Consider the following 19,499-nt stretch of genomic DNA (forward strand, 5'->3'; position numbering starts at 1 on the left):
TTCGGATGGTCCTTCGGGACCACCCGGAAATCCCTCACCGCGAGCGATGGTCCCGAATCCCTGGCGCCACCAGAATTCCTTCGTACCCAAACCGGGTTGGAATCCTGAAGACCGTGGAGACGTGCTGTGCCCGACGCTGCTCCGGTTGCGAAGACGAAGAAGGACAAGAGTTCCGAGAACGTGCTGTCGCGCGCCGGCGGAACCGGGGACGGAATTCCCCGGGACCGGCGAGCGGCCTTTCTCGAGCAGATGCTGCTCTCCCGCGAATGCGACCGGCGTTCCGGGATCGTGTTGCGGCAGGGACAGGCGTGGTTCCACATCTCGTCGGCCGGCCACGAGGCCCTCGCAGCCCTCTGTGAACTGCTGGAACCCGAGGACCTGATCTTCCCCCACTACCGCGACCGCACCCTGATGCTGGCGCGCGGAATGGACGTCGAAGGACAGGCCCGCGACCTCATGGCCAAGGGCGGATCGCATTCCGCCGGACGCAATATGAGCTCGCACTTCAGCCACCGTCCGGGAAACGTGTTCTCACTCGCCAGCCCGACCGGGAGCCAGTGCCTGCCCGCCGCCGGCGCCGCCTGGGCGGCCGTACTGCGCGGCGAGAAGCAGGTCTTCGTCTGCTCCATCGGCGACGCCTCGACCCGGCAGGGAGAATTCTTCGAAGCGGTGGCCTTCGCAGTCGAAAGGAAACTCCCGGTCGTCTTCCTCGTCTCCGACAACCGCTACGGGATCAGCACCCCGACCGACGGCCTCTCGCCGCAGCGGCTCGGCCTGATGCCGGACGCGGTCACCAGGATCGTGGACGGTTCGGACCCGGACGCCGTCCACGCTGCCGCGGCCGCCGTGCTGCCGGACGTCCGCGCCGGCCGGGGCCCGGCCGTGCTGTGGTGCCGGCTGGACCGGCTCGACTCGCACACCTCCTCCGACGACCAGCGGCTCTACCGTACGAAGGCCGAACTGGCCGCCATGCGTGACCCGGTGGCGATCTTCACCGACCGCCTGGAGGCCGAGGGCACCATCACGGCCGGCTGGGCGGACCAGGTCCGGTCCCGGCTCGCCGACGAGGTCGAGGAGGTATTCGACCGCGTCGCCGCAGAACCCTCGGCCGACCCCGGCCAGGTGATGGACCACCTGTTCGCGCCCGCCGACGAGCGGCCGGGCGCCCCCGCCGACACCCGCCCCTGCGGCGGAACCATGGTCGAGGCCGTGAACCGCGCCCTGCGCACCGGGCTGGAGCGCGACCCGTCGCTGGTGCTGTTCGGCGAGGACATCGAGGACCCCAAGGGCGGAGTCTTCGGATTCACCAAGGGCCTCGGCACCCTCGCCGGCCCGCGGATGACCAACTCCCCGCTCGCCGAGGCCACCATCGTCGGAGCCGCCGTCGGGCTGGCCGCCGCCGGCATGCGGCCGGTGGTCGAGCTCCAGTTCGTCGACTTCGCCGGGCCGGCCTGGAACCAGATCGCGTCCCAGCTGACCACCCTGCGCTGGCGGACCGCCTCCGCCTGGCGCTGCCCCGTCGTGATCTACGCACCCTGGGGCGGCTACCTGCCGGGCGGCGGCATCTGGCACAGCCAGAGCAACGAGAGCCTGTTCACCCACCTGCCCGGCCTGCGGGTCGTGGTGCCCTCCACCCCCGAGGACACCGAGGCGGTCTTCCTGGAGTCCTTCGAGTCCCCCGACCCGACGCTGATCCTGCTGCCCAAGCACCTGATGCGCCGCCAGCACCCGCCGCAGTCCGGACCGGCACCCGCCCGGGGCGCCCGGCTGCTGCGCACCGGATCCGACGTCACGGTCGCCACCTGGGGCAACGGGACCGAACTGGCCACCGAGGCGGCGGACCGGCTGGCCGTCGAGGGCGTCGGCACCGAAGTGATCGACCTGCGCTGGCTGACCCCGCTCGACCGGGAGGCGGTCGCCGCCTCCGTCCGGCGGACCGGCCGCCTGGTGGTGGTCCAGGAGGACAACCGCACCAGCAGCTTCGGCGCCACCGTCCTCGCCGACCTCCTCGGCAGCGACGACGAGTTCTACTCGCTGCTCGCGCCGCCCCGGCTGGTCTCCCGCCGGGACGTCCACATCCCCTTCCACCCCGACCTGGAGAGCGCCGTGCTGCCCGCGGCGGACGACGTGGTCGCGGCCATCCGATCGGTGCTGGCATGAGCGAGAAGACGACAACCACCACGCTGACCGTCCCGCGGCTGGGGGAGGGGATCGTCGAGGTCCTGATCCTCCGTCTGCTGAAGCAGCCCGGCGACCTCGTCGCCAAGGACGAACTGCTCTACGAGATGGAGCACGACAAGGCGTCCGTCGAGATCGAGTCGCCGACGGCCGGCCGGCTGCGCGGCTGGCTGGTCCAGGAGGGGCAGCGGGTGCCGATCGGCGGAGCGGTCGCCGAGATCGAGCCGGTCACCGAGACCGCCGAGACCGCCGAGACCGCCGCGCCGAGCGCACCCGCCGACGGCGCCGTGACGGCCGCCGCGCCCGCCCAGGGCGCGTCCCCCGCCGGACCGCCCGGACGGGCCAGGCCCGGCACCGTCCGCATCCCGCCCCGCACCCGGGCCCACGCCCGCCGGCTGGGCCTGGACGAGGCGGTGCTGGCGACCTTGGTCCCCGCCCGGGGGCGCAGCCTCATGCCGGCCGACCTGGAACGGTACGCCGCCGACATGGCCGCCGCCGCCCGGACGCAGCAGCAGCCGCAACCGCAGCCCGAGGCCCGGAACGAGGCGCCGGCTGCCGTCCAGGCCCCGGTCGAGGCCCCGGTCGAGGCCCCGGTCGAGGCCCCGGTCGAGGCCCCGGTCGAGGCTCCGGAGCCCGCTGCCGCGGCGCCGCTCACCGACGTCGACGCCGACTTCACCGACCTGCCCGTCAGCCCGCGCCAGAAGGAGCTCAACCGGGCGCTGCGCTCCGGCGCCGGTGACGTGGTGCCCGCCGTGGTGGCCACCGAGGTCCGGGAGGAACTCCTCACGAGCGCGCTGCGCGCCCGCCGGGCCGCCGGTGACGGCAAGGGCTTCACCACCGCCTTCCAGGTCTTCGCGCACCTGGCGGCCCGCGTCGCCGCCGGTTTCCCGTTCCTGAGGTCGCGCCGCCTGGGCGAGGACCGCCTGCGCGTCTTCGACCACGTCGACCTGGGCATCGCCTGCGCCGGCGACGACGGCGACCTGACGATCGGCGTGGTGCGCGGCGCCGACCTGCTGGACGCCGGCCGGTTCGACGAGCGCTACGCCGACGCCGTCGAGCGCGCCCTGGGCGGCGAGTCCCAGGCCGACGGCCGCGTCACCCTGATGCTCTCCCACCTCGGCGACCAGGGCGCGACCTTCGCCGTCCCCGTCGTGGTGCCGCCCGCGGCCGCCACGCTGTTCCTCGGCGCACCGTCCGGCGGCGGGCCCAAGACGGTCCGCCGGATCGTCCTGGCCTTCGACCACACCGTGTTCAACGGCCAGGAGGCCGCCCGCTTCCTGGACGCCCTGCGGGCCGAGCTCGCGCAGGCCGGCGAACCGCAGACCCCCGCCCGGCCCGCGACGACCGACCGGACCGGGTCCACCGGCCAGCAGTCCCGCGAGGTCCGCCAGAGCGCGCTGGAACGGCTCACGGCTCTCGCCAGCGACGTGGCCGGCCACCCGCTGGACCCCGACCGCCCGCTCGGCGAGCAGGGCCTCGACTCCGCCAAGGCACTGCGCCTGACCCGCGAGGCGGGCCGGATCTTCGGGACCAGGCTGCCCGCCACCGCCATCTGGAAGTACCCGACCCTGCGGGCCCTGGCCGAGCAGCTCCCGGCGTCCGCGCCCGGCGCCGCGACGCCGACGGCGCCCGCGCCGGTCCCGGCCCCGGCCGCGCCGGTCCCGGAGGCCGGCGGCGTTAACGGCGTTAACGGCGTTAACGGTACGGGGGTGCAGGATTCCGGTTCGGTCGCTCCCGCCGCGGACGCCCGCGACCGGGCCGGGGACGAGGCCCGGGGCGACATCGCCGTCATCGGCATGGCCTGCCGCGTCCCCGGCGCCGACGACGTGGACGCGTTCTGGTCCCTGCTGGCCGAGGGCGACTGCCGGATCGAGCCGGTGCCCGCGCACCGCTTCGCCGGTTCCCCGACCGCGGACCCGGCCGCAGCGCCGCGGGCCGGGCTGCTGGACCGGATCGACCTGTTCGACGCCCGCTTCTTCTCCGTCACCCCGCGCCAGGCCGCCTCGATGGACCCGCAGCAGCGCGCGCTGCTCGAACTGAGCTGGCAGGCGCTGGAACACGCGGCCCTCAACCCGGACGACCTGGCCGGCACGCCGGTCGGCGTGTTCGCCGCCGCATGCAGCTACGACTACCGCGAGCAGCTGGTGGAGCGGGACGCCGCCGACGGGTACGCCACCGTGGGCACCTTCCCCGCCTTCCTCGCCAACCGGATCTCCCACACCTACGACTTCACCGGGCCGAGCATCACCGTCGACACCGCCTGCTCGGGCGCGCTCACCGCCCTCTCGCTCGCCGAGCAGGCGATCCGCTCGGGAGAGTGCGAGATCGCCCTCGCTGGCGCCGCCAACCTGCTGAGCAACGACTTCAACAACGAGGCGTACCGACGCGCCGGCATGCTCTCCCCGCAGGGCACCAGCCTGGTGTTCGACCGCGGAGCCGACGGGTTCGTCCGCGGCGAGGGCGCCGGCTGGGTGGTGCTCAAGCGGCTCGACCGGGCCGTCGCGGACGGCGATCCCGTCCTGGCCGTCCTGCGGGCGACCGCCGTCAACCACGGCGGCCGCGCCGCCGCCCTGACCGCCCCCAACCCCCGCGCGCAGGCCGCCCTGGTGCGCACCGCCCTGGACCGGGCCGGTCTGCACGCCACGGACGTGGGCTTCCTGGAGGCGCACGGCACCGGCACCCCGCTCGGCGACCCCATCGAGCTCGACGCCCTCCGGGAGGTACTGGACGGCGGCCCCGAGGGCCCGGTCACCCGGGCCGCCGGCCCCCTGGACCGGCTGTGGGTCGGCTCGGCCAAGGCGAACATCGGGCACCTGGAGGGCGCGTCCGGCCTCGCCGGCCTGATCAAGGCCGTCCAGGTGCTGCGCCACGACCTGATCCCCGGCACGCCGAACTTCACCGAGCTCAACCCGCACATCGACCTCGACGGCACCCCGCTCACGGTCGCCGACCGCCCGGTCCCCTGGCCGCGGGTCGACGGATCCCCGCGCCGGGCCGCCGTCAGCGCCTTCGGCTTCGGCGGAAGCAACGCGCACGCCGTCCTGGAGGAAGCACCCGCCCTCGACGGCGCGGGCGTGGCGAGCGGGAACGGTGCACCGCTGGCCGTCCCGCTGTCGGCCGCCACCGTGCGCTCGCTCGCCCGGCTGGCCGGCGACCTGGCCGACCGGATCGGGCGGGAGCCGTCCGACCTGCGGCAGATCGCCTGGTCGCTGCAGAGCGGCCGGCGCGCCCTGGCCGAGCGGATGCTCGTGATCGCCCGTGACACCGGCGAACTGGCCGACGCCGTCACGGCGTTCGCCGCCGGACGGACCCACCCGGCGACTGCCACCGCCCAGCACCCGGAGGCCCTCGCCGCCCTGGCCGACGCACGGGCCCGTACCGGCCTGCTGGAGTGGCTCTCCGGCGGCACCGCCGACTGGGCGGACCTGTGGACCGGCGGGCAGCCGCCCCGCCGGATCCCGCTGGTGCCCTACCCGTTCGAGCGCGAGCCGTACTGGCTGCCCGGCGAGCCCGCGGCCCGCCCCGCGCCCGCGGCCCGCCCCGCACCCGTCGCGCAGTCCGTGCCGACCGCTGCCCCCTCCGGCCCCGCGCCGACGGCCGCCGCCTCCACCGCCGACCCCGCGGACGCGCTCGTACTGCCCGCCGGGCACCCCCTGGCCGAACACCACGTGGCAGGCCGGGCCGTCGCCCCGGGCGCCCTGCTGATCGACGCCCTCGCGGGCGGCGGACCGGTCGCCCTGCGCGGCGTCCGCTTCCTGAGCCCCGTCCCGTTCGACGCCGGCCTGCGCCTGGAGCGCGGCACGGACGACGGCCACGGCCGGCCGGTCGTCACCGTCACCCGCGACGGCCAGCTCCACGCCAGGGCCGCCGCCGACCCCGGGACCCCGGAGCCGCTGGCGATCGGCGACCGCACCCTCACCGGCGGCACCCCGGTCGACCTCGCCGGTGTGCTGCACCGCGCCGGCATCGGCGTCGGCACCGCCTACCACGCCGTCACCGGCCTGGTGCGCTCCCTCGACTGGGCGATCGGCCGGCTGACCCCGCCCGCCGGCGACCCGCTGACCCGCCGGGTCGGTTGGCTCGACGCCGCCCTGCAGGCCGCCTGCGCGCTGACCGCCACCGGCCGCACCCTGATGGCCGCCGCCATCGGCCGGGTGGCCTGGAGCGGCGAACTGCCCGACCGCGCGAACCTGGTGCTGCACCTCGTGGAGGACGCCCCCGGACACGTGCTGGTGGACCTGGACGCCGTCACCGACGACGGCCGGGCCGTCCTGCGGGTCCGCGGTCTGCGCCTCGTGCAGGCGCCGGCCGGACCGGCACCGGCCGGACCGGCACCGGCCGGACCGGACGGCGAACCGATCCGCCTGCTGTCGCCGGTCTGGGCCGAGGAGGGCACCCCGGGCACCGGCCCGGCCGACGCCGGGACCCGGACCGTCGTCCTCTACGACCGGCACACCGAGCGGGCCGCCGACGGCCTGCGCGGGGGGCCCGCGACGCTGCTCCCGGTCGGCCCGGACGGCGTCGACCGCGACCGCCTCGGCACGGCCGTCCGCGCCGCCGCCGGATCCCCGCTCGCGGTGGCCCTCCTCGTCGGCGGCTGCCGGTGGACGGAGGACACCGCCGGCGTCACGGCACTGCGCCACTGGCTCACCGCCCTGCTGACGACCGCCCAGGTCCTCGCGGAGAGCGGCGCCCCCGCCGAGGTGCGGCTGCTGACCACCGGCCTCGGAGCCCCCGACGGCGAGTCCCCGGCCGCCGGCGCCTCCCTCCAGGGCGCGCTCCTCGGAGCGCTGCGCACCCTGCCCCTGGAGGTGCCCGCCGTCACCGCCGCCGCCGTCGACCTGCCCGCCGACGCGCTCGACGGCGACGCCGGCGACCTGCTGACCGCCGCCCTGGCCGAGCCCTGCGGCCGGGCCGTCCCCCTGGTCGCGCTGCGGGGCCCCCGCCGCCTGCGCCAGGTGCTCGCCGAGCGGCCGCTGCCCGCCGACGCCCGGGGCTTCCGCCCGGGCGGGGTGTACGTGGTGTTCGGAGGCGCCGGCGGGATCGGCGGCGAGGTCGCCCGCCACCTCGCCGCCCGCTACCGCGCCTCGCTGCTGCTGGTCGGCCGCTCGGCCGAGGGCGACGACGTCCGGAACCTGCTGGACGACCTGCGGGCAGCCGGCGGGCAGGCCCACTACCACCGCGGCGACGTCACCGACGCCGACGACGTGGCCGCCGTACTCGCCCGCTGCCGCGCCGCCTTCGGCGAGCCCGACGGCCTGCTGCACAGCGTCGGCTCGGTGAGCGACGGCCTGCTGACCGGGCTCACCGCCGACGACATCGACCACGTGCTCGACACCAAGGTCACGGCGGTCCTGACGCTGCGCCGGGCCCTGGTGGGCCGGCCGGACACCGCCCTCGTCCTGTTCTCCTCCGTCGCCGGGCTGTTCGGCAGTGTCGGCGGCCTCAACTACGCGGCGGCCAACGCCTTCCTCGACCACTACGCAGCAGCCGTCGACGGCGACGGAGGGCTGGTGGTCCGCACCTTCGACTGGGGCCTGTGGCGCGGCACCGGCCTCGCACGCCAGTACACGGCACACGTCCGCCGCCAGTACCCGGGATTGACCGACTTCGAACCAGAGAGAGGGGTGGCCGCCTTGGAAGCGGGCATGTCCGGCACCGATCCGCAGACCGTCGCCGTCAGTGGCGATCCGGAGCCGCTGCGGGCCCTGACCCGTCCGGCCGCCGCCGACCCGGCACACCTGCTGGAGCGCTACGCACGCGGCGCCCTGGCCCGGACCATGGCCGACCTCGGCCTGGACCACGGCACCGCCCGGGCGGGCGTCACCGCCGCAGCCGACCTGCTGGGCGTCGTCCCCGAGCACCACCGCCTGCTCGCCGCCGTCCTGGACCTGCTGGAGAGCGGGGGCACCCCCGCCCCGTCGGCCGCGCAACTCGCCGCCGACCGTGCCGATCTGCTGGCCGGCCACGCCGACCTCCTCGGCCACGTCGAGCTGCTGGACCGCGCCCTCGCCGCGTACGGCCCGGTGCTGCGGGGCGAGCAGCCCGCCACCGCCGTGCTCTTCCCGCGCGGCGACCTCGGCGCCGTGTCCGCCATCTACAGCGGCAACCGGCTCTTCGACCCGGTCAACGCGGCCGCCGCCCGCGAGCTCGCCGCCGACGCGGCCCGGATCGCCCGCGAGGGCCGGCGCCCCCGCATCCTGGAGATCGGCGCGGGCGTGGGCGGCACCACCGCCTCCGCGCTGGCCGCGATGGACGCCCTCGGCGTCACCGACGCCGAGTACGCCTACACCGACGTGTCCCGCGCGTTCCTCCAGCACGCCCGGCGCCGGTTCGGCGAGCGGGTCACCCCGCAGCTGCTCGACATCGAGAAGAGCCCCGCCGCACAGGACTTCCCCACCGGCCATTACGACCTCGTCGTCGCCAGCAACGTGCTGCACGCCACCCGCGACCTGACCCGCGTGCTGCGCCACGTGTCCGAGCTGCTGGCCCCGGGCGGACGGCTGCTGCTCGTCGAGATCACCGTCCCGGCCGCCGTCTACACCCTCACCTTCGGCCTGACGGACGGCTGGTGGCGGTACGTCGACACCCAGTACCGCCTGCCGCACGGGCCGCTGCTGGACGGCAGCCGTTGGCGGGCCCTGCTGGAGGCCGGCGGGTGGACGCTGGCCGGGATCGGGCACCTGCGCGACGTGCCCGGCTGTGTGGCGCTGCTGGACTGCCGCGCCCCGTCCGCCCCCACCGAGGACGAGCCGGCAGCCGCGGCGGCCTGGGCCCCGCCCGCCGACGACCCGGACGACACCCGCGACCGGCTCCGGGAGATCGTCCGGGAGCTGCTGGGCGACCCGCGGGCCGCCGTCCCCGGCGACCGGCCGTGGCAGGAGCTGGGCATCGACTCGCTGCTCAACCTGGAACTCGTCGCCGCCGTGTCCGAGGCGTTCGGCGAGATCTCCACCACCACGCTGTTCGAACACCGGACGCTCGACGACCTGGCCCGGGCGCTCGACGGACGGGCCCGGCCGGCCGGCGCCACCGCTCCGGCCGCGTACGGGGCCCGGGCCGCCGACGGCGACGGCGTGAGCACGGCGGACCTGCTCGCCGACCTGACCGCGATGGCCGCCGACCTGACCGGTCAGGACCCCGCGCACATCGACCAGGACACCGACTTCCCCGGCATCGGCGTGGACTCGCTGCTCAACGGTGAATTCACCACCACCCTGCGCCAGCGCTTCCCCGACCGGGCGATCCCCTCCACCGTGCTGTTCGAGCACCCCTCGCTGCGCTCCCTGGCCGGATGGCTGGCGGCCTCCGCACCCCAGGCCCGCCCGCACACCGTCCGGGCGACCGCCACGCCGTCGGCGCCCCTCGCCGTCCCGACCACGCCGGCCGTCCCGACCACGCCGGCCGTCCCGAGCCTCGGCGCGGCCACCGCTGTCGGCCTGCCCGCCGCGGCCCGCAGTGGCTCCGACGTCCGCCCGGCCCGCCGCGTGGCGCCGACCCCGACCAGCGGGCACCGTGCACCGGTCGCCATCGTCGGCCTGGCCGGCCGCTACCCGGGCGCCGAGGACCTCGACGCCTTCTGGCAGTTGCTGTCCCAGGGCCGGACCCCGGTCACCGAGGTCCCCGCCGACCGCTGGGACTGGCGCACCGCCCGCACCCTCGGCGGCGGCTACGCCCGCTGGGGCTGCTTCCTCGACGGCTGGGACCGCTTCGACCCCGAGCTGTTCCGCATCACCCCGCGCGACGCAGCCGTGATGGACCCCCAGGAACGGCTGTTCCTGGAGGTCTCCTGGGAGGCGTTCGAGACCGCCGGCTACAGCCGCCGCACCCTGGCCGGCAGCGCCGGCGGGCCGAAGGTCGGCGTCTTCGCCGGCGTCACCGCCAACAGCCACCTGATCGCCCAGCACCAGGCGCGGCTGTCCGGCGCCGACAACCCGGAGTACGCCGTCACCGCGGCGGCCTCCGTCGCCAACCGGGTCTCCCACGCGTTCGACCTCAGCGGCCCGAGCCTGACGGTCGACACCATGTGCTCCTCCTCGCTGACCGCCCTCCACCTGGCCTGCCGCGCAGTCCAGGACGGCGAGGCGGACCTCGCCCTCGCCGGCGGCGTCAACCTCTACCTGCATCCGGACCGGTTCGCCGGCCTCTGCGCGCTCGGCATGCCCTCGCGCGGCGACCGCACCCGCGCCTTCGGAGCGGGCGGCGACGGCTTCGTCCCCGGCGAGGGCGTCGGAGCGGTCGTCCTCAAGCGCCTGGACCGGGCCGAGGCCGACGGCGACACCGTCTACGCGGTGATCCGCGGCACCGGCCTCAACCACGGCGGCGGCACCGGCGGATACACCGTGCCCAACCCGCTCGCCCAGGCCGCGCTGATCGGCGCCACCCTCGACGGCGCCGGGATCGACCCCGCCGCGGTCGGCTACCTGGAAGCCCACGGCACCGGAACCGAACTCGGCGACCCGATCGAACTCCGGGCGCTGGCCCTCGCCTTCGACGGCGACCGCCCCGCCACGGCCGGCCTGAGGATCGGCTCGGTCAAGTCCAACATCGGCCACGGCGAGGCCGCCGCGGGCATCGCCGGCCTCACCAAGGCCGTCCTCCAGCTGCGCCACGCCCGGCTCGTCCCCACCCTGCACGCCGAGCAGCTCAACCCCAAGCTCGACCTGGACGGCACCGCCCTGCACATCCAGCGGCGCGCCGAGGTCTGGCCGCAGCCGGTCGACGCCGAGGGCCGGCCCCTGCCGAGGCTGGCCGCCGTCAGCTCCTTCGGCGCCGGCGGGACCAACGCCCACGTCCTGCTGGAGGAATACCCCCAGACCGCGCGGCCCGAGGCCGTCCGGCCCGAGGCCGACCGGACGCCCGTGGTCCTCCCGCTGTCGGCCCCCGACCCCGCGCGGCTGTGCACCCTCGCCGCCCGGCTCGCCGGCCTGATCTCCCAGGCTCCCGGCAACGAGACGCTGCTGGCCGCGACGGCCGCGCCGGCCGACCTCGCGCACACCCTGCGGGTGGGCCGCGAGACCTGGCCGCACCGCGCCGCGGTGACCGCCTCCGACCCGAGGCGGCTGCGCGAGGCGCTCACCGCCCTCGCCGAGGGCCGCCCCCACCCGGACGTGGCCACCGCCGACACCGCCGACACCGCCGAGCCCGCCGCCCGGGCCTGGGTCGTCGACGGCCGGCTGCCCGGGCAGGACCTGCCGGGCCGCCGCGTGGCACTGCCCACCACTCCGTTCGCCCGCCGACGCTGCACCCTGCCCGCGCCCGAGGGACACGACCGGCGGCTGGGCGACCCGGTCGACCTGCCGCTGGCCGGCGCCGTACGGATCCCCGCGGCCCGGACGGTGACGGCCCGCCTCGGCGGCGCGTCCCGCTGGGTGGCCGACCACGTGGTCGACGGCACCGCGCTGCTGCCCGGCGCCTTCCACCCCGAACTGGTCCACGAGGCGCTCCTGACCGCCGGCGAGTCCCCCTACCACCAGGTCGTCCGCGACCTGATGTGGCCGGCGCCGGCCGCCGGGCTCCCGATGACGGTCCGCGCCGAGCTGGCCGAACCCGGCGCCGACGGCGCGCGCCGCTTCACCGTCGAGGCGGTCACCGTCGCGGACGGCGAGCGGACCGCGGCCCGCGGCTGGACCGAACCGGCCGTCGCCGACCCGGTCCGGCCCTCCCTGCGGTACCGGCCGGACGACCTGGCCCGGCACCTCGCCGAAGGCGTCGACGCCGAGGACTTCTACCGGGTCTTCGCCGACCACGGCTTCGCCTACGGTCCGCTCTACCGGACCGTGCGCCGGGCGCTGCGCGACGGCGAGGAGACCACGGCCCGGCTCCGGCTGCCCGACGGCGAGGACCGTGACGGCAGGCAGGTGCTCCACCCGGCGCTGTTCGACGGCGCCTGCCAGACCGCGGCCTTCCTGCTGCTCTCCGAGGACCCCGCCGCCCGCCGCCGCTACCGGCCGCTGTCCGTGGACCGGCTGGCCGTGCACGCCCCGGTGACCGGCGAGGCGTACGTACACGCCCGCAGGGTCCGCGCCGAGGAGGCGTCCGGCACGCACGTCTTCGACCTGCGCCTGGTCGACACCGGATCCGGTGAGGTGCTCGCCGAAGCCGAGGGCTTCCGGATCAGGGTGGAGGACCGCGACGGCCCGGCCGCCCCGGCCCGCACCGCCGACGCTGCCGAGCCGGCCACCGCTCCCGCCACCGCTCCCGCCACCGCTCCCGCCGCCGAGCCGGCCACCGCTCCCGCGGACGGCGACCGCTCCCCGGCCGTGGCCACCTACCGGCTCGGCTGGCCGGACGCCCCCCGGCCCGCCGCCGGGCGCCCGATGGGCACCCTCTGGACGGTGGGCGACGGCGCCCTCGCGGACGGCCTGGCCCCGCAGGCCGCCGCCCGCCTCCCGCTCGACCGGGCCGGTGACGCCGCCGCCCTGGCGGAGACCGCCGGGCGCACCGGTGCCCCCGCGACCGTCCTGGTCGACCTCACCGGCGGCCCGCGCGGCTTCGGGTTCGGCGCCGCCCCGCTGTCCGCGGGGCAGCTCGCCGCCGACTGGACGGACTTCAGGACCGGCCCGATCGCGAAGGTCTTCGGCCTGCTCCGGGCACTGGTGTGCGCCCGCGGTCTGGACGGCGTCCTGGTGCTGTTCGTCACCGACGACTACGCCGCCAGCGGACCGTCGCCCTTCCAGCGCGCCCTGCACAGCCTGGTGCGCACGGTCGCCGGCGAGACCGGCCGGCTGCGGCTGCGGATGGCCTCCGTAGAATCCAGCCCGGCCGGCACCGGGCTGACGGACGCCGTCGCCGCCGTCCGGGCCGAGCTCACGGCCGAACCGGCCGACGGCGAGGACTGGGTGCGGATCGGACCCGGCGACCGCCGCCGGCGCGCCGCCCTGGCCCCCGCCCGGCACACCGGCACGGCCGACCCGGCCGGCCTGCTCCGCGCGGACGGCACCTACCTGGTGGTCGGCGGGCAGGGCGGCCTGGGCCGCGAGATCGCCGCGGCCGTCCGGGCCGCCCGGCCGACCGCGGGGCTCGTCCTGGTCGGGCGTTCGGCCCCGGACGAGTCCGTCCTGGCCGGGCTCCGCGGGCCGGCCGGCGCCGGACCGGTGGACTACCACCGGTGCGACGTCACCGACGCCGCCCAACTCGCCGCACTCGTAGCGGAGTTGCGGCGGACCGGCACCCAGCTGCACGGCATCGTGCACACCGCGGGCGTCCTGCGGGACGGCTTCCTGCGGGGCAAGACCACCGAGGCGATCGAGGAGGTCTGCCAGGCCAAGGTGCTCGCCGCGCTCGCGGTGGACGCGGCGTTCCGCGACCACCCGCTGGACTTCTTCGTCGTCGCCTCTTCGCTGGCCGCCCTGGTCGGCAACCAGGGGCAGTCCGACTACGCCTTCGCCAACGGCTTCCTGGACGGCTTCGCGGCCGCCCGGGCCCGCTGGACGGAACAGGGCCTCCGATCCGGGCGCAGCCTCTCCGTGGGCTGGCCGGTGCTGGAGGGCGCCGGTATGGCGCCCGAGCCCGCCGCCCTGGGCTACCTGTCCGACACCTACGGGCTGCGCCCGCTGCCGGTGCGCGAGGCCGTACGCCGGCTGTGGCCGCTCCTCGACCGGGCCACCGGACCCGAGCAGGCGCACGCGGCCCTGGTCGCCGGCGACCAGGAGGTGTGGTCCCGGGCGCTGGGGGTCGTCGCCGACGGCACCGCGGACACGCCCGGGGCCCCGGCCCCGGTCCCGGTCCCGGCCGCTGCCGCCGCGGACCCGGCGCCGGCCGCCCCGCTCCCGCCCGCCGGTGCCGCCGCTGCCGCGGACGGCCGCGCCGCCGCGCTGCGCTGGTTGGCCGAGCAGATCAGCCGGGCGATCGGCGTCCCGGCGGCGATGATCGCCGCCGACCGCCCCCTGCTGGACTACGGCGTCGACTCCATCGCGGTGATGCGCCTCAGCAGGCAGCTGGAGGACGACCTCGGCCGGCTGCCGGTCGCCGTGCTCCTCGACAGCCCCACCCTGGGCGAGCTGACCGACCGTCTGCTGCGCGACCACGGAGCCCAGCTCACCGCGGCGGCCGCCGCGCAGACCGCGCCCGCCGTCACCCAATCCCCCGAGGCCCGCACGGCCGCCGCGGCCACCGGGACCGCCCCCGCCACCGACCCGGCCCCGGCCGCCGGGGCCGTCCCCGCGGACGCCGCCGCAAGCACCGCGGCCGTGCCGCTGCCCGACCGCCTGATCGGGATGTGGACCTCCGACCAGGCGGCGGCTCCGCTGGCGCCGTACAACATCTCGCTGTCCTGGCAGTTGGCCGACGTCGACCGCGCCGCACTCGCCGGTGCGGTGGACGACCTGGTGCGCCGTCACCCGGTGCTCGGCTGCTGCGTCCGCCCGCACCGCGGCGAGCCGTCGTTCGTCCCGGCGCAGGCGGCGCCCGCCCTGGTGGACCGCTCGCCCGAGGGCGGCCTGGACCTCGCCGCCGCCGTACGGCAGGAGGCCGACCGCCGCTTCGCGCTCACGACCGAGCCGCTGCTGCGGGCCGTGCTCTGGCAGGACGGCACCGACACCGTCGTCCAGCTGACCACGCACCACCTCGCCGCCGACGGCCGGTCGGCCGAGCTGATCGGCCGGGACCTCGCCGCCCTCTACGCGGCCCGGACCGGCGGGGGCACGGCCCTCGCCCAGGCGCCCTCCTTCGCCGACGTCCTGCGCCGCGAGCGCGCGGACGCCGCCCGGACCCGCGCCGCGGACGAGTCCTTCTGGGCCGCGCGGCTGGCCCGGCCGACGGCCGAGCCGCTCTTCCCGGACACGGGCACCGACGCCGCCGCCGCGCAGCGCGCGTACGGACTGGGCGCCGACCTGTCGGCCCTGCTGTCCGGTACCGCCCGCACCGCCGGTGTGACCCCGTTCACCGTGCTGCTGGCCGCCTTCGCGGCCTCCCTCGGCCGGCTGACCGGCCGCCGCTCGTTCCTGCTCGCGGTGCCCGCCTACGGCCGGGCCTCGGCGGCCGAGGACGACGCGGTCGGCTGCTTCGTCAACTCCGTGCCGCTGCGCATCGACCTCGATCCGGCACGTCCGGTCGCCGACTGGCTGGCCGCGCTCCACGACGAGATCCGCGGCGCGATCGGCCACGCCGCACTGCCCTACCCGCGGCTCGCCGAGCTCTGCCGGGCCGGCGGGGAGCACGCCGTCCCCACGGTGACCTTCGCCTACCAGAACTGGCGGCGCGAGACCGCCGGCTCCGCCCCGGGCGGAGTCACGGAACTCGGCCCGTCCGTCCACCGGCGCGGCCAGCGCGGCCACTTCGACCTCGGACTGGAGGTCACCGACGGCCCCGACGGGGTGGAGGTGCTCGCCAACCACCGCACGGGGGCCCTCGACGGCCCGGCCGTCGACGGCCTCGTCGAGGACCTGCGGCGCATGGTGGTCGAGCTGTCCCGGGAGCTGGACGGCGGCCGGACCGGCCGGCTGCTCGACCCCGCCGGGGGCACCCTGGTCAGCCGGTTCGCCGACACGGTCCGCCGCTCCCCGCAGCGCGCCGCGGTCGAGGACCGGGACGAGACGCTCAGCTACGCCCGGCTGGACGAGCTCTCCGACGCCGTCGCCCGGCAGGTGTCGCGGGCCGTCCGGCCCGGTGAGCCCGTCGCGGTGCTGATGCACCGCTCGGCCCGGCTCGCGGCCGTCCTCCTCGGCATCCTCAAGAGCGGCCGGCCCTACGTCCCGCTCGACGACTCCTACCCCGCCGACCGCCTGCGGATGGTGGTCGAGGGCGCGGAGTGCCGGCTCGCCGTCGCCGACCCCGACCTGGCCGCGCTGCTGCCCTCCACCCTGCGGGTACTGCCCGCAGCCGAGGCCCTCGACCCGGCCGCCGCGCCGGAGCCGGGCTCCGGGCGGGGCACCGCGCCCCTCCCCGGCGACCTGGCCTACCTGATGTTCACCTCGGGCAGCACGGGCCGGCCCAAGGGAGTCGGCGTCACCCACGGGAACGTCGTCCACACCCTGGAGGCCATCGCGGCCACCACCGGAACCGGCCCCCGGGACCGGCTGCTCGCCGTCACGACGGTGTGCTTCGACATCTCCGTCCTGGAGCTGTTCATGCCGCTGCTGACCGGCGGTACCGTGGTGGTGGCCCGGCGCACCGACGTCATCGACGCCGGGCGGTTGGCCGGCCTGATCGAGAGCCGGGACGTCACCGTCCTCCAGGCCACCCCGGCCGGCTGGCAGCTGCTGCTCGACGGCGGCTGGCGGGGCCGCGAAGGGCTGACCGCGCTGTGCGGCGGCGAGGCGCTGCCGCCGAACCTGGCCACCGCGCTGGTCTCCCGCACCGGCAGCCTGTGGAACGTCTACGGGCCCACCGAGGCCACCATCTGGTCGACGATCGGCCGCGTGGACGGCGCGACCGTGCACCTCGGCGATCCGATCGGCGCCACCGACCTGCTCGTCACCGAGGTCGACGGCACCGCCGCGCCCGCCCCTGGCGAGCCCGGCGAGCTGTGGATCGGCGGCCCCGGCGTCGCCCAGGGCTACTGGCGCAGGCCGGACCTGACGGCCGAACGGTTCACCGCCCACCCGGCCCGGCCCGAGGGCGGCGGACGCTACTTCCGGACCGGCGACCTGGTGCGGCGCGACGAGCAGGGCCGGCTGATCTTCCTCGGCCGGGCCGACAGCCAGGTGAAGATCCGCGGGCACCGCGTCGAGCTGGGCGAGATCGAGGCCGTCCTCGGCGCCCATCCGGGCCTGGCCCGGGCCGTGGTGGTGCTCCGCGGCGAGGGGGCGCTGGTCCGGCTCGTGGCCGTCGCCGTCCCGGCGCGCGGCGCCGCCGCACCCGGCCTCGACGAGCTCCGCGCCTTCGCGGCGGCCAGCCTCCCGGCCTGGATGCTGCCGGACCGGCTGGTCACCACCCCGGAGCTGGCGCTCACCCCCAACGGCAAGGTAGACCGCAAGGCCGCCGCGCTGCTGGCCCGGCCCGCCGCGGAGCGGGAGACCACCAGCGGGCCGGACCGGGTCGCGGTTCCCGCCCCGGTGGCGCCCGCTGTCCACGCGGCGGCGCCGGCCGACCCGGCCGAGATCCGGCGGAGCGTCACCTCCTTCTGGGCCGAGCTCCTCGAACTCGACCACGTCCCCGGCGACCGGCGGTTCTTCGACCTCGGAGGCAACTCGCTGCTGCTGGGCCGGCTGTTCGCCCGACTCGAGGACCGCTTCCCCGGCTCCGGTCTGGAGGTCGCCGACCTCTTCGCCCGCCCCGCCCTTGACGACCAGGTGGCCCTGCTCACCCAACGGCTCGTCCCGGCCGCACCCGCCACCGCCACCGCCACCGTCCCGGCCGCACCCGCAGACCGGTCCCCGCTGCCCGCCCCCGCCCGTCCGTCCCGCCGCGAGGCGCGGCGCGCCCTTCGACTCGGAGACGACCACCGATGAACCACGACCACCACCCGTCCGACGCGGTCGACGACCCGAACGCGGTGGCCGTCGTCGGCCTGTCCTGCCGCTTCGGCCCCGCCACCTCGGCGGACCGGCTCTGGGAGCTGTTGGAGCAGGGCCGCAGCGGGATACGCCGCTACTCGCCCGAGGAACTCGTCCGGCTGGGCCACCGGCCGGAGCTGGTCCGGCGCCCCGGCTTCGTCCCGGCCGGCGTCGTCCTGGAAGACGCAGACGCCTTCGACAACGAGTTCTTCGGCTACAGCCCGGTGCACGCCGAATGGCTGGACCCGCAGCAGCGGGTCCTGCTGGAGACGGCCTGGCACGCCCTGGAGGACGCCGGCTTCGCACCGGACCGCACGGAGCTGCGCACCGCCGCGTACGTCTCGGTCGGCCAGAGCACGATGCCGCAGGTCGGCATCACCGAGCTGGACGCGGCCGGCATGATCCGCTTCTCCTCCTCCGACAAGGACTTCGCCGCCAGCCGGATCTCCTACAAGCTCGGCCTCACCGGTCCGAGCCTGACCGTGCAGTCCGCCTGCTCCAGCGGCCTGGTGGCCGTCCACCTCGCGGTGGAGAGCCTGCTCGGCGAGGAGTGCGACCTGGCCGTCGTCGGCGCCGCCTCGCTGCACTTCCCGCAGGCGGGCTACCTCGCCGCGCCCGACATGATCCTCTCGCCCACCGGCGAGTGCCGGCCGTTCGACGACGGCGCCGACGGCACCGTCTTCGGCAACGGCGCCGGCGCGCTCGTCCTGCGCCGCCTCGCCGACGCGGTCCGCGACGGCGACCCGATCCGCGCGGTGATCCGCGGCAGCGCCGTCAACAACGACGGCGCCCGCAAGATGGACTACCACGCCCCGTCACCCCAGGGACAGGAGGCGGTCCTGCGCGAGGCGCTGGCCGTCGCCGGGATCGACGCGCACACCGTCGGCTACCTGGAGACCCACGGCACCGGCACGCACCTGGGCGACCCGATCGAGTACGCGGCCCTCGACCGCGTCTACGGCGGCGACCGCCCGCACCCGGCCGCCGTCGGCTCGGTCAAGAGCGTCGTCGGCCACCTCAACACCGCGGCCGGACTCGCCGGGCTGGCCAAGGCGATCCTCGCGCTGGAGCACGCCGTCGTGCCGCCGCAGGCCCCGTTCGAGACGCCCAACCGCCGGCTCGCCGGGACCGGAGGCCTGCGGATCGCCGCCGGCGGCGACGGCTGGCCCCTGCCGGACGGCCCGCGCCGGGCCGCGGTGAGCTCCTTCGGCATCGGCGGCACCAACGCCCACGTGGTGCTGGAGCAGGCACCCGACCTGCCGACCCGGCCCGCCGGGGCCGGCCGGGACGCGCACCGGGTGCCGGTGTCCGCCCGTACCGAGGAGGCCCTGCGGCAGCTCGCCGCCTCCCTGGCGGACGCCCTGAACGGCCCCGCCGCGCCGGAACTGGCCGACGTCGCGCACACCCTGCGCACCGGCCGCAGCCACCGCGCCGTCCGGGTCGTGCTGACCGCGCGCACCACCGCCGAACTGGCGGAGCAGCTGCGACAGCTCGCCCGGGAGGGCTCCGCTTCCGCCGCCGCGCCGACCGGCCCCTACCTGGCGTGGGTCGACGGCACCGGCGAGCTGCCCGAAGCGCAGGGCCCTTCCGGCCGACGGGTCCGGCTGCCCGGCTACCCGTTCGCCCGCCGCCGGTGGCCCCGCCCCGACGTCCCGGACGTCCCCGCTTCCGTACCGGACGGCCGGTCGCCCGAGGCCGCCGGCGCCGCGGACTCCGCGGCGCTCCCGGTCCGGAGGGTGCGCCCCTCCGACCCCCTCGCCGCCGACCACCTGGTCGGCGGGGGGGCGGGGGGTGGGCCCCCCCCCCCCCGCGCACCACGCCGTGACCGCCGCCGCGCCCCCGCGCCGGGGGCCGCGCGCCGGCCCGGCCCCCCCGCCGTGGCCA

The 19,499-nt window shown here is 77.0% G+C and carries 3 protein-coding genes; all 3 read left to right on the top strand.

Annotation, left to right across the window (positions count from 1 at the left end; translation table 11 throughout):
* The first annotated feature begins 126 nt into the window (after positions 1–126).
* On the top strand, positions 127–2,160 hold the full coding sequence (locus ACFVGY_RS13535; RefSeq protein ID WP_385675656.1) for a thiamine pyrophosphate-dependent enzyme: 2,034 nt from the start codon (positions 127–129) through the stop codon (positions 2,158–2,160).
* A complete protein-coding gene (locus ACFVGY_RS13540) occupies positions 2,157–17,570 on the top strand; it encodes an amino acid adenylation domain-containing protein (protein WP_385675659.1) in 15,414 nt (5,137 codons plus the stop codon). The genes ACFVGY_RS13535 and ACFVGY_RS13540 overlap by 4 nt, the downstream gene beginning before the upstream one ends.
* A partial coding sequence (locus ACFVGY_RS13545) for a beta-ketoacyl synthase N-terminal-like domain-containing protein (protein ID WP_385675662.1) occupies positions 17,567–19,499 on the top strand: 1,933 nt, incomplete at its 3' end. The genes ACFVGY_RS13540 and ACFVGY_RS13545, both read left to right, overlap by 4 nt.

Source organism: Streptomyces sp. NPDC127106, from assembly GCF_042677605.1.
GTDB lineage: Bacteria > Actinomycetota > Actinomycetes > Streptomycetales > Streptomycetaceae > Streptomyces.